The organism is Elusimicrobiota bacterium (assembly GCA_016788905.1).
GTDB lineage: Bacteria > Elusimicrobiota > Elusimicrobia > FEN-1173 > FEN-1173 > JADKHR01.
The window spans coordinates 71606-84350 of record JAEURZ010000001.1 but is presented as its reverse complement, the minus strand read 5'-3'; the positions used below and the strand labels follow the sequence as shown (position 1 = coordinate 84350).

At 56.4% G+C, this 12745-nt stretch carries 13 protein-coding genes; all 13 read left to right on the top strand.

The window, feature by feature from the left end:
- The first annotated feature begins 9 nt into the window (after window positions 1-9).
- Genes secD through JNK54_00300 form a run of 13 tightly spaced genes read left to right on the top strand, consistent with a single transcriptional unit; the run spans window position 10 to window position 12692 of the window.
- Window positions 10-1446 carry a protein translocase subunit SecD gene (gene secD / locus JNK54_00360; GenBank protein ID MBL8022720.1) on the top strand — a complete coding sequence of 479 codons (1437 nt, stop codon included), beginning with the start codon at window positions 10-12 and terminating at the stop codon, window positions 1444-1446.
- On the top strand, window positions 1447-2370 hold the full coding sequence (gene secF, locus JNK54_00355) for a protein translocase subunit SecF (GenBank protein ID MBL8022719.1): 924 nt from the start codon (window positions 1447-1449) through the stop codon (window positions 2368-2370).
- On the top strand, window positions 2337-2996 hold the full coding sequence (locus JNK54_00350) for a hypothetical protein (GenBank protein ID MBL8022718.1): 660 nt from the start codon (window positions 2337-2339) through the stop codon (window positions 2994-2996). The genes secF and JNK54_00350 overlap by 34 nt, the downstream gene beginning before the upstream one ends.
- Before the next feature lie 52 nt (window positions 2997-3048).
- A complete protein-coding gene (locus JNK54_00345; GenBank protein MBL8022717.1) occupies window positions 3049-3720 on the top strand; it encodes a lysophospholipid acyltransferase family protein in 672 nt (223 codons plus the stop codon).
- The gene (locus tag JNK54_00340) at window positions 3714-5021 is read left to right on the top strand and encodes a 3-deoxy-D-manno-octulosonic acid transferase (GenBank protein ID MBL8022716.1); all 1308 of its coding nucleotides are present in this window, start codon (window positions 3714-3716) and stop codon (window positions 5019-5021) included. The genes JNK54_00345 and JNK54_00340 overlap by 7 nt, the downstream gene beginning before the upstream one ends.
- A 2-nt stretch (window positions 5022-5023) precedes the next feature.
- A complete protein-coding gene (locus JNK54_00335; GenBank protein ID MBL8022715.1) occupies window positions 5024-6052 on the top strand; it encodes a glycosyltransferase family 9 protein in 1029 nt (342 codons plus the stop codon).
- The gene (locus JNK54_00330) at window positions 6049-7104 is read left to right on the top strand and encodes a glycosyltransferase family 4 protein (protein MBL8022714.1); all 1056 of its coding nucleotides are present in this window, start codon (window positions 6049-6051) and stop codon (window positions 7102-7104) included. The genes JNK54_00335 and JNK54_00330 overlap by 4 nt, the downstream gene beginning before the upstream one ends.
- Window positions 7101-8216, top strand: coding sequence for a glycosyltransferase (locus tag JNK54_00325; protein MBL8022713.1), 1116 nt, complete (start codon window positions 7101-7103; stop codon window positions 8214-8216). The genes JNK54_00330 and JNK54_00325 overlap by 4 nt, the downstream gene beginning before the upstream one ends.
- Window positions 8213-8980, top strand: a complete 768-nt coding sequence (locus tag JNK54_00320; protein MBL8022712.1) for a glycosyltransferase family 2 protein — start codon at window positions 8213-8215, stop codon at window positions 8978-8980. The genes JNK54_00325 and JNK54_00320 overlap by 4 nt, the downstream gene beginning before the upstream one ends.
- Complete coding sequence (locus JNK54_00315) at window positions 8970-9776, top strand: polysaccharide deacetylase family protein (GenBank protein MBL8022711.1); 807 nt, start codon at window positions 8970-8972, stop codon at window positions 9774-9776. The genes JNK54_00320 and JNK54_00315 overlap by 11 nt, the downstream gene beginning before the upstream one ends.
- Window positions 9777-10778 carry a glycosyltransferase family 9 protein gene (locus JNK54_00310; protein MBL8022710.1) on the top strand — a complete coding sequence of 334 codons (1002 nt, stop codon included), beginning with the start codon at window positions 9777-9779 and terminating at the stop codon, window positions 10776-10778.
- 1 nt (window position 10779) lies between these two features.
- On the top strand, window positions 10780-11844 hold the full coding sequence (gene lpxK / locus JNK54_00305; GenBank protein MBL8022709.1) for a tetraacyldisaccharide 4'-kinase: 1065 nt from the start codon (window positions 10780-10782) through the stop codon (window positions 11842-11844).
- Complete coding sequence (locus JNK54_00300; GenBank protein ID MBL8022708.1) at window positions 11820-12692, top strand: hypothetical protein; 873 nt, start codon at window positions 11820-11822, stop codon at window positions 12690-12692. The genes lpxK and JNK54_00300 overlap by 25 nt, the downstream gene beginning before the upstream one ends.
- The last annotated feature ends 53 nt before the right edge of the window (window positions 12693-12745 follow it).

The window sequence follows — 12745 nt, the reverse complement described above, 5'->3', positions numbered from 1 at the left end:
TTCCTCTCCATGCACCGCGCCTACTGGCGATCCATTTTAGTTCTTCTCTCGATTCTTACGGCGGGTTGGTTTCTTTTCCCTTCCTTTCGCTTTTATTCGCAGCCCCGCTCCGCCCAAGAAGACATGCGCCTCCGTCGAAACCCCTTGGTTGGGAAAATTTTAAATTTAGGATTGGATCTTCAAGGGGGGATTCACCTCCTTCTGGAATTACAGGTCTCCAAGCTTCCGGACGACCGGGTGGAAACGGTGAATGAAGCCATGGACCGGGCCATCGAGGTCATTCGGAATCGAATCGACCAAATCGGTTTGTCGGAACCCTTGATTGTTCGTCAAGGGGACAACTGGCTCGTGGTTCAGATGCCAGGTGTCAAGAATCGGGAACAAGCCAAAGACCTGATCGGGCGCACCGCTCTTCTCGAGTTTCGCTTAACGGAAGTGGGCGGTGTTCCCGCTCCGCTGTTGGCCAAAGCTCGGGATCTCAAGTTGGGACCCACGAATTTGCGGCCGGGAAGCATGCCGAAAGAAATTGCCGATTTACTTCTCCCAGGGACGGAACTTTTGGCTGGAAAAGAAGCGGATTTTTGGTTGGTGAAATCCACGGCCGAAATGACCGGTGGGGCTTTGAAAAACGCCCGGGTGGAGATGGGTAACGATTATTCTGGTTCGGCGCCCCATGTGTCCCTCGAATTCAGTGAAGAAGGGGCTAAGCGGTTTGCCGATTTAACCGAAGCGAACGTCAATCGGAACTTGGCCATTATTCTGGATGGAGTGGTTCAGAGCGCGCCGGTCATACGAACCCGAATCCCTGACGGTCACGCTATCATTGAAGGCCAATTCACCTCAGAAGATGCGAAATTTTTGAAGGCGGTGTTACAGGCCGGCGCTCTTCCCGCGCCTCTCGAAATTGTGGAAGAGCGGACCGTGGGGGCCACTTTAGGGGATGATTCGATTAAGGCGGGGTTGCGCGCGGGAGCCATTGGGTTAGGGTTGATTTTCCTCTTCATGGCGGTATACTACAAATGGTCTGGAATGTTGGCCAATTTAGCGCTTTTACTCAATCTCTTTTTGTTGTTGGGGGCCATGGCCATGTTCCACGCCACGCTCACCATGCCGGGCATTGCGGGTATTATCTTGACCATCGGGATGGCCGTAGATGCGAACGTACTGATCCTTGAGCGCATCCGGGAAGAGGTTCGTTTGGGGAAAACCCCACGGATGGCGGTGGACCAGGGGTATGCCAAGGCCTTTTCGGCCATTTTTGATGGGAACTTAACGACGATTATTGCCGCGGTTTTTCTTTTCCAATTTGGGACGGGGCCGGTGAAGGGGTTCGGGATCACTTTGCTGTTGGGTCTTCTCGTTTCCATGTTTACCGCCATCGTTGTCACTCACACTGTCTATGAACTCTGGATGATGAATCGAAACGTCCGGAAATTGAGCGTCTAAATGGAACTCTTCCACACTCCGAACTTTAACTACATCAAATACCACAAGATCTTTTTCGGTATTTCACTGATCCTGGGAATCGCCAGCATCGGTGCGGTCCTGTCTCGTGGGAAAAGTTTTCTCAGCATTGATTTTACGGGTGGAACGCTTATTCAAGGGTATTTTGAAAAAGAAGCGGTGCCCCTGGGTGACGTTCGTGCGTCGCTTGCGGAGGGGGGGTTGGTGGGGGCTGAACTCCAAAGTGTTCCGGAACACAACGCGGTCATCCTCCGCTTTAAAACGGAACAGTCGGACGTGGATCGCCAGGGTGTTGAAGACAAAGTTAAAAGTAGTTTTGCAAAATCATTTACCGAAAACCCCTTTGTCATTGAGCGGGCCGAATTTGTGGGTCCTGTGGTGGGGCGCCATTTGCTCGGGAAAGCGTCCTTGGCCATCTTTTTCTCCCTTTTGGGGATCGTTATTTATGTGGCGGTGCGATTTCGCAATTGGGTGTGGGGGGTTTCCGGTGTATTCGCTTTAATGCACGACGTCTTTTTGGCCACGGGGTTTATGGCCATCACGGGACGGGAATTGTCCATTGCGGTTATTGCGGCCCTTCTCACCTTGGCCGGTTATTCCATCAATGACACGATCGTTATTTTTGACCGTATTCGTGAAAACATTCGACTTCGAGGGCGGGTGAACAAAGAGGCGTTGGATGTATTGATCAATCGGTCCTGTAACGAAACCCTTTCGCGGACGATTATTACTTCCCTCACCGTGTTTTTAGTTTTGATCTGTTTACTCCTTTTCGGTGGTGAAGTCATTCGCGACTTTGCGTTGTCGCTCACCTTTGGTGTTGTGGTGGGGTCCTATTCCACCATCTTCATTGCCACTCCGATGGTTTTTCTGTGGCAGATTCGTCGGAACAAGTCGCTCCGTTGATCGGCGGGGGTGCGGGCGGCACCGCGGTGCGGTCCGTTAAAAAGATTCGCAAGTTTCGACTTCGCCCTCGTCCCAGCGCGATCCTTCGTAATTTAAAATCCCTCCTGGACGATACTCAAATCACCCCCGAACTTGAGAAAGCTGTGGAAACGGAAATCCTTTCTGTCCAAGAAGGTTTGGAGACGGCGGCACTCTTTGATGCCGTGACCCCCGCCCACGCTCCGGCGTGGATGGAACCCCTGTGGATTCCCGCTCCGGGTGAAAAGAAACCTTTTGCGCTGACCACGTTTGTGGTCACCATCGGGACCGATTTCGAGTCCAAACTGGGGGACGCTCTTTCCCGTGGGGAAGGCCTTCGAAGTCGTATTTTGACTTCTTTGGGAGAAGAATTGGCGGACCAGGCGGCCCACTTTATTGAGCGGTTGGTGGCCGAGGAAGCCCGGCGCGATTCGTGCGAGTTGGAACTCCGTCGGCTTTTCACGAATCCCCAAGACATTATGGCCACGTTGGAATTTTTGGACGCTGGGCGCCTTTCTATTTCCTATGACGCCGCAGGCCACCTTTCGCCGCGCTTCACGCGGGCCGGCGTCTTTCCCTGGGGTCCGCCCGCAAAGAAGAAAAAGTAGCGGCGCGGGCTCTCCCGTCCGATCCTCAGCTCCTTCATCGGAAGGAGGACCTTTGACATCATTCATACTTTCCCGTCGCGATCGATTCCTTTCCTTTGTCATCTCTTGGTTGGCGTGGGTCTGGATTCAGGTGATTGGCCGTACATCGCGGTTGCGCATACACGCGTCTCCTGGATTTCAAGAACAAACCCGTTGCGGGCGTCCTTTTATTTACGCTTTCTGGCATCGCTACCAAACGTTGATGCTGTTTGAAAAGAGGAAAAGCGGTGTTCACGTTCTCGTGAGTCGAAGTCGGGATGGCGAATTCGTGGCGCAAGCTCTCCATCGATTCGGTTTTAAAACGGTTCGCGGTTCGTCCAGTCGAGGAGGAGGAGCGGCGTTTAAAGCGTTAATTGATGTTGTTAAGAACGGTGAATGCGTGGCGTTTACGCCCGACGGCCCTCGTGGGCCTCTGCGGTCGATTCAGCCGGGCCTATTGGCTTTGGCCGCAAAAATGAAAATCCCTGTTGTGCCTCTCGCTTGGGCCGGGACTCGGACCAAAGAATTAAAAAGCTGGGACAAGTTCCTCGTTCCACTCCCGTTTGGTCGGTATGACGTGGTTTTTGGGGAACCCCTTGTTTTTAATGAATCCGGGCCGGAGGCTGAAATTGAATTACGTTCGGCCTTGAACGCTGTGGAAGAATCCGCCGCCCAACACCTCGCGGGAGACAGCGCCCCATGTTGACCCTTTATTCCCTCCTCTTTTTCCTTTTCTGGCCCCTCCTCTTTTTGGTATTTGTTTGGCGTTACGGGCTTCGACGTACCCTGCTAGGACTTCCAGAACGGTTTGGTTGGGGGGGGGAATGGCCAGCCCCTGGAGTGCTTTGGGTTCACGCGGCTTCTGTGGGAGAAGTGCGCGCGGCCGAAAGTTTTCTGCGCGCTTTACCTTCCCGTTTCCCTGGAATTCCTCGTCTTTTAACCACCACCACGGTGAATGGGAAAGAATTGGCGCAGCGTCTGGGTCTCGCTGAAATGGTAAGGCTGGCTCCCCTGGATCGGCCGAGCGCGGTCCAACGGTTGATTCAGGCGTGCCGTCCCCGTGTTTTGGTCCTCATCGAAACGGAAATCTGGCCCCATTGGCTCCGCACCCTGGCGGCGGCCCGGGTGCCGGTGGCTGTGGTGAATGGCCGAATTTCTGACGGAGCGTTCCCCCTCTATTACCGCTTGCGCGGTGTGTTGGAGCCGTTGTTGATGGGGATTTCCCGCGTGGGGGTTCAAAGTCCCCGGCACGCTTCCCGTTATCTTCAATTGGGCGCTCATCCTGAATCTGTGGTGATTACAGGAAATTTGAAGTTTGATGTTCCCCTTCCCGACCCCCAACGTCGATCCGCGCTCTGTTCTCTTTACGGATTTTCAGAAGGAGATCCCCTCTGGGTTCTGGGGAGCACCCACCCGGGCGAGGAATCCTCATTGCTGGATGTCTTCGTTTCCCTTCGTCGTCACTCTCCGACTTTACGGGTGGTGGTGGCCCCCCGCCATGTGGAACGGGCGGGGGAGGTGCATCGTCTTTTTTCCGAACGAGGATTTCGGACCGTTCTTCGCACGGAACTATCTGGATTTAACGGAACAGCGGATGTCGTTATCCTCGACACGGTGGGGGAATTGGCCGAAATTTATGGTCTCGCGACTGTGGTTTTTGTGGGGGGAAGTCTCGTTCGCCGGGGAGGGCAGAATCCCTTGGAAGCGGCCCGTTGGGGTGTCCCCCTGATCTTTGGGCCCCATATGGAGAACTTTCAAGAGATCGCCGCACTTTTCCAAGAGAACCAAGCGGCAATTCAAATCAAGGACGCGGCGGGACTTTATGAAACAGTGGCACAATTACTGGTTTCTCCCGAACGACGGGGAACAATGGGGGCGGCGGCGCGGTCTCTGGCGGACAGCCAACGAGGGGCCCTGGAAGCGAGTTTATCTCTTTTGAATGAGGCGCTCACCTTGCCTCCACGGTCCGTGGGGCGAGGGACTAAAAAACGTTGCGGGACTTGCTGACCATGGCTCCCGCTCGGATCCTGATGGTGCGATTATCGTCTTTAGGGGATGTTGTTTTGACCACACCCGTTTTGGCAGGGATCAAGTCTTCTTGGCCGGGGGCGCGGGTGACTGTTCTGACGAAAAAACAGTTTAGCCCAGTTTTCCTGGGGAACCCCCATGTGGATGAGATCGCGGTGTTTGAAGATCGAGGCGTGTGGGGGTGGATCCTTGAGATCCGTCGGCGACGGTTTGATGTCCTGGTGGATCTCCACGACACGATTCGATCTCGATTATGGTCCTTTTTCTCGGGGGCGGCCCAGAGGGTCCGTTACGACAAACGCTCAGCCGCGCGACGTCTCCTGGTCTGGTTTAAAAAAGATTCTCCTCGACTCCTGGTTGGGATTGTGGACCGGTATGGGGAATCCCTTTCTCCCTTAGGGATTTCCCTCGAGGATCGGACGCCCCGCCTTTATTTTTCACCGGAAGAACGGTTGTCCGCGGCATGGGAAACCCGTTTGGGGACTGGGCCTTTTATCGCCCTGGCCCCGGGGGCTCTTCACGCCACCAAACGATGGTTCCCCGATCGGTTTTCTGAAGTCGCTCATCGACTCTCTCTCCAGACGGGGTACCCCATCGTTCTCTTGGGGGCTCAGGCGGATGTTCCGGCGGCGGAAGCGGTGCTGCAGACCCTCCCCGGTCCGGTCCAAAGCCTGGTGGGGAAGACCTCCCTTCGGGAAATGATGTGGGTTCTTCGGAAATGCGCTCTTCTTATCTCCAACGATTCTGGGGCCATGCACGTGGGGGCGGCCCTGGGTGTTCCGACAGTGGCCCTTTTCGGCCCCACCGTTAAGGCCTTTGGGTTCTTTCCCACGGGGAAGGGGACCACGGTGGTGGAGGTTCCCTCCCTCGCTTGCCGTCCGTGTTCACTCCACGGTTCGACCCGATGCCCGCAGAAACATTTCCGATGTATGGGGGATATTTCTGTGGACCAGGTGGTGGCGGCGGCTAACGAACTTCTGTCGGTTGGACCCGCTGGGAAGCGTCCATGAAAATCCTTCATATTTTAGATGAGCGCTGGGATTCGGGACTGACCGCTTACGGCCTGGGGGTTGTCCAGGCTCTTAAAGATCGGGGGCACGACGTGTGGGTGGCTGCACGACCGGGGCGACCTGCCGCCCTTCAAGCGGAGTCCAAGGGGGTGTCGGTTTTTCCTTTGGGGTCCCCGCTCTCCCTCCGTCGTTGGGTAGGGAAAATGAATTTTGATCTCATCAATGCCCACACGGGAACCGGACATTCGTTGGGATTTTTTCTTTCACGATTTCGTCCCATGGCTTTGGTTCGAACGCGGGGCGAGGCTCGAACCCTGACGGTCCGACCTGGACAAGGGATACTTTTTCGGCAGACGGATGGCGTGATTGTGGCGTCCAAAATTTTGGCGGATTCCTACCGAGCGCGGTTTCCATTTCTTCTGGACCAAATTTCCTTGATTTATCCTGGGATCAATCTTCTTCCCTTTGAATCTGAACCGCCGGGGCCCCTTCGGGTTGGCATTTTAGGTCGCTTGGACCCGGTGAAGGGGCATGGGTTTTTCATCGAGGCGGTGGGGTTAATGAAAGATCGGCTCAAGGATGAAGTTTTTTTGATTGCCGGCGAAGAGAAGAATACCGCACAAAGTGAATTGCACCGACAAGCAGCCCAGCTGGGGGTGGAACGGTGGATTCAATTTTTGGGGCGTGTTCCGGACGCTGGGTCGTTCATGAACACGTGTCACGTGGGGGTCCTTGCGTCGGTGGAAAGTGAGGCGGTCAGTCGCGCGGCCCTCGAATGGTTGGCCCGAGGCCGGCCCTTGGTGGCCACCGACGTAGGAGCTCTTCCGGAAATGGTGACGAACGGTGACAATGGATTTATCGTTCCACCGCGCAACGCCACGGGATTGGCGCGGACCCTTCGGATTCTGTTGGACGACCCGGAACGCCGCAAAAAGATGGGGGCACGGGCCCGACGCACCGTAGAGTCCCGATTCAGCTTTCACCATTTAGGTGAAGAAACCGAAAAAGTTTACGAGGCCGCGTTGTCCCGTCGACGGGGGAAGAAAGCGTGAGGTTTCATCGGATCCTTCACCTCAATACGGAACGGGGGTGGCGAGGGGGGGAACGTCAAACGCTCTTGTTGGCGATGGAACTTCGTCGGCGCGGGCACTTCAACTGGATCGCGGCTCGTCCAGGTGAACCGTTGGCGCTGGCCGCAGAAAAAGAGGGGTTGTCGGTGTTTCCCGTGCGTCCTTGGGGGGAGTGGGATTTTTGGACGGCCGCCCGGTTGGCCCGGTTTGCCCGAAAGAACGGGGTGTCGATTTTCCACGCGCACACAGGGCATGCGGTGGGGTTGGGGGCGTTAGCGGTTCGAGGAACAAGCATTTCATTGCTGGCCACTCGGCGGGTTAATTTTCCTCTGGGCTCGGGGTTCTTCAGCCGGTGGAAATACAGGAGGCTGAAAGCCTTGGCTGTTTTATCATCGGCAATCTACCAAAAAGCTGTTGCGGGGGGGATCCCCGCGTCGAAAATCGTCGTTATCCCCAGCGGGATCGATTCCGCGGGGTATCCCCACGTCCACGACAGAGATTCTTTTCGCCGGAAACTTGGGTTTTCAAGTGAGGACCTGTTGATCGTCACGGTGGGGGCTCTCGATCTCCAGAAGGATCAGGCCACTTTTTTGCGTGCGGCAGCGCTTGTGGCCCCAGCCTTTCCCCAGGCCAAATTCCTTTTGGCAGGGGAGGGACCTTTACGAAGAGAGCTGGAGGGATTGACACGAGAACTCAAAATGAGTGATCGGGTGTTCTTTTTGGGACACCGTCCAGAGGTGCTAGAATATACAGCTATGGCGGACGTGTTCGTGCTTGCTTCAGCGGAGGAGGGTTTGGGTACGGCCCTACTTGACGCTTTAATAATCGGCGTGCCGACCGTGGCCACGGCGGCGGGTGGAATCCCTGATCTTTACGGAGGTCCCCATGTCCCCGAATTGTGCGCGCCCAGGGATCCAGGAGCGTTGGCCAGAAATATTCACTATGTTTTGGGCGATCGCGACGAAAGGTCCCGTCGGGTGATTTGCGGGCATGAACGAAGCCGTCTTTTTACGGTCCTCGCCATGGGGGACGCCTACGAAAAATTTTATGACATCCACCAGCCCTTTCCTGTGCCCCTCCGGCCGAACGTATGAAAGATAACGTTGCTCCGCATCTTTCCGCCATATTGATTGTGAGAAACGAAGAGCGGGATCTGCCTGGATGCTTGGAGAGTTTGCGGGGTGTGGCCGACGAGATTGTTGTGGTCGATAGTGGTTCCACGGACCGGACCGTTTCCATTGCCCAAGAGTTTGGGGCCCGGGTGATCCATCGGGATTTCGCGGGGTTCGGCCCCCAAAAACAATTTGCGTTGGAGCAGGCCACGGGGGAATGGGTCCTTAACATGGATGCGGATGAACGCCTCAGCCCTGCTCTTCAGGACGAAATCAAATCGGTTCTTGCCGGGGAACCCGCGGTCCACGGGTACCACCTTAGGTTTCAAAACGTTTTTTTGGGCCGTCGGCTTCGGTTTGGGGGACTCTGGGGAGAAAGGCATCTTCGCCTGTTTCGGCGCGACAAAGGTCATTATGTGGGGAAAGAAATTCATGAGGGGATCTCCGTTGTTCCTCCTCTGGGAAAACTCCGTTCCCGGATTCTGCATGAAAGCTACCGGAATTTTTCGGAATATTTGGACAAATGCAATCGGTATTCAGGTCTCATCGCCCGGGACAAATTTCGTCAGGGGAGACGGTTCACCTTGTGGACGCACGCCCGGTTGCCATGGGAGTTCGTCATTCGCTATGTCGTCAAACTGGGGTTTCTGGATGGGAACGCCGGTTTTATTTACGCGGTTTTGAGTTCCTATTACACCTGGTTAAAACTGGTTCGCGTCATGGAGGGGGAAGTCGATGGTCGGTGAATCGTTGGCGGTTTTGGGGGGCCTGGCGGCCCTCGGTGTTTCGGCCCGATGGAATTGGTGGCGGTTCCCCGCCACGGGTCTCCCGATCCTGATGTACCACAAGGTGGGAAATCCCCCGGCGGGCTCACGCCTTAAAAAACTGTGGGTTTCAGTGGACGATTTTCGCTGGCAAATGGACTATCTCAAGAAACGGGGATACGAAGTCCTGACGTTGCGTCGGGTGGTGGAAGATCAGGCGGCTGGCCGCGCGATCCCCCCGTCAGCGGTGGTCCTGACTTTTGACGATGGCTACCGCAACAATATAGAAAACGCCTTGCCGGTTCTTCGCGCGGTGGGGTTTCCCGCCACGGTGTATGTGGTGGTCCATGCGGTGGGCCGGGACAACTTTTGGCACGATCCGTCCAGTGAAGTGCGCTTGCCCATGCTTTCCTGGGAAGACATTCTCATCTTGAGGGACGCTGGGTGGGATATTGGGTCGCACACGTTGACCCATCCACGCCTCGCTCGGCTGTCTTTGGAAGAGGCGAATCATGAAATCGTTGAAAGCCGGCGGATCCTCGAAAAGAAGGTGGGCGTGTCGCCTGTTTCCTTTGCCCATCCCTACGGGAACGGGGCGGACCACCTTGAAATCCGACGGCGGATTCAAGACGCGGGGTATCGGACCGCTGTTTCCGTTCACCGGGGAAAAGGGGATCTGACGAAAGATCCTTTTTGTTTGAAACGAATTTTTGTTCGCGGCGATGACACGCGCTGGGATTTCCACCTGAACCTCACCCGTGGGCAAGCGCGGTTCTAAATGAAGATCCTGGTGATCCAATTGCGGCGAATAGGGGATGTGATTGTGACCACCCCAGCGATTGACGTTCTGCGCCACAGGTTTCCCGATGCCCAAATAGATTTTTTGGTGGAACCCGCGGCCGCTCCGATTTTGGATAATTACCCGGGTCTCACGGAGCGCCTGGTTTTTGAAAAGAGTAAATTTCTGCATTGGGTTCGTGAACTACGTGGTCGCCGTTATGATTGGGTCTTGGATTTTATGAACAACCCCCGCACCGCCCAGATGACGTGGTTGAGCGGTGCCCCCGTTCGTGTGGGGTTTGTCGTTCCGTTTTGGAGTCTCGTTTATACCCATCCGGTGCCCCGTCCGACCGGAGACGTCTACGCGGTTCAAAATAAATTTGCGCTCCTTCGGCGGTTGGGATTATCGGTCCCTGACGTGAAGCTTCCTCGTCTTCCCGTCCGAGAAACGGAGTTGGACGACTTGCGCGACTGGTGGACCACGTCCGAGTTGGACAAGGCCACGGAACGTGTGGCGGTCATGCCCAAGCATCGGCACCAAATTCGTCAATGGCCCGCTGAGAAGTTTCAGGAAACCATTCGTCGCCTTCTTTTAAGGCCCGGGCGATCCATCGTTTTAGTGGGGGGAAGCGACGAACGGGCTTATCTTGAAGTCCTAGCGCGAAAATTTTCATCCCGTGTTTCGATCCTTCCTGCGGGAACCCTCCACCGGGCGGCGGCGGTGTTGTCCCGTTGTCATGTGGCGGTGACGAACGATTCGGGGTTGATGCATCTGGCGGTGTCGGTGGGGACACCTACGGTAACAGTCTACGGCCCGACATCGCCGGTGTCCTGGAACCCCCGTCAACCACCCCACCGCTACGTCCAAGCCGATGGATTGGCCTGTTTGGTCTGTAACCGGGACCGCTGCCCGTTCGGCCACGAATGTATGGAATGGGTTTCCCCCGACCGGGTGGTTCAAGAAACCGAAGCCGTCCTTGGGGCGGCCCGAGACGTGTAACGTGTCTTTCTCCTTTCCACCCCCGCGCGGCGCGGGGGGTGTTTTGTGGCGGGTTTTGATGGGTGGGCCGGCGTTCCTTTTTCAGGGAATGGCCCGTGTTCGGGAGGCGGCCTACGCCCGGGGGATTTTTGAAACCGTTCGAGTTCCCGTCCCGGTTTTTTGCGTGGGGAATCTGACCGTGGGGGGGTCCGGCAAAACACCGGGTGTGGTGTGGCTCTTGGAAGAGCTTAAAAAACGGGGGCACCGTCCGGCCGTGGTGAGCCGGGGGTATGGCCGGAGGGACAGAACGCCGGTGGTTCTTGTTCCGAATCGAGGGGAGACGGTCCCAGGGGTGGAGAAGATCGGGGATGAGCCGCGTTTTTTAGCGCGCCGGTCGGGGGTGTCCGTGGCTGTTGGTTCGGATCGGGCCCAAGCGTGCCGGCGGGCCTGGGAAGAATTTGATGTGGATTGTCTGGTGATGGATGATGGGTTTCAACATCATCGAATGTTTCGGGATCGGGACCTGGTTTGCCTGGACGCGAAATTAGCCTCGAGCGTTTTCTTGGAGGAGTGGCCCACTCCGCTTCTTCCCGCGGGACCCTGGCGGGAGAAACCGGAGGCGTTGAAACGAGCTCACGGGATTTTTCTCACTCGGGCGGAGGGCCTTTCGACCGATCGTTTGGGGGCGCTTCAAGCCCACCTTCGGGGAAGGGGTCTTGCCAGTGTGGCGGTGAAGGGGCGCTTGACGTTTTGGGAAAATTTAACGGGGAAGGAGATCCCTTCCGTACAACTTCAGAACCAGCGGCTTTTGGCCTTGTCCGGATTGGGGGACCCCGCTTCTTTTGAATCGGCTTTGGTCCGTTTCGGGGCTTCTGTTCAGGGACAACGGTATGGGGACCACCATGTTTTTTCCTCCCGGGAGTGCGCGGGCGTTTTGGAAAGAGCCCGTCGGGAAGAGCGTCGTGTTGTCGTCACAGAAAAGGACCGGGAACGTCTTCCCGAATTGTTTCCGGCGATCGTGGCCCGGTTGGAGTGGGAATGTCTTGAGGAGGGATGGAACCCGTGGATCGAATCCGTTTTTTCATAGAATACCTGGCGCTCCGGTTTCTCTATGGGGTAATGGGTCGCCTTCCCTATTTTCCTGGGAACACCATGGGGCGCGCTTTAGGCCGTGGGGTGGGGTTCCTTTCTTCGCGTCGAACCCAGGTGGCGGCCACCAATCTGCGGGCGGCTTTTCCTGAACAAAAGCCGGAAATCATTCAGGCCTGGACCCGTGGGGTCTGGTCTGAGTTGGGGGCCAGCGTGTGGGAGTTTGCCCGGCTGGGGGTTCTTTCAACGGCAGAATTTGATCGAGAGGTTCGGGTGGTGGGCGCTGAGCATTTGCGGGCGGCTCACGCCCAAGGGAAAGGGGTCGTCCTCTTTACGGGTCACCTGGGAAATTGGGAATACACGTCCTGGGCGACGGCTCGCGCTGGGTTTCCCACCGCGGTGATTGCCCGGCGCATGAAGAACCCTTTTGTGAACGACTGGATTACCGCTCTTCGGAAACGGTCCGGGTGCGAGGTCTTGATGCATAAAAATGCGGTGCGTGAATCGTTCCGACACCTGTCATCCGGGGGGCTCCTGGGGCTGCTTTTCGATCAACGCATCACCGCGGGAGGTTTGCAAGTGCCTTTTTTCGGCCGTCCCGCGCACACCACGGGATTGCCAGCCTTGGTGGCCCTTCGCCTGGGATGTCCGATTCTTCCGGTTCGGAGCTGGCGTGAAAAAGGCCGATTGACAGTGGAGATGAATCCTCCGCTTCCCATTGAACCAGGTCCTTCCACCCCGGAACGGGTGGACGCTGTGACGCGGCAGATGACGGCAGTGCTGGAAGGATGGATTCGCGAACGGCCCATGCAATGGCTCTGGATTCACGATCGGTGGAAACCGTGAGCGAGACACCACTCTTTGGATCGTCCTTTTACAAGGGGAACCGCTGGTCGCTT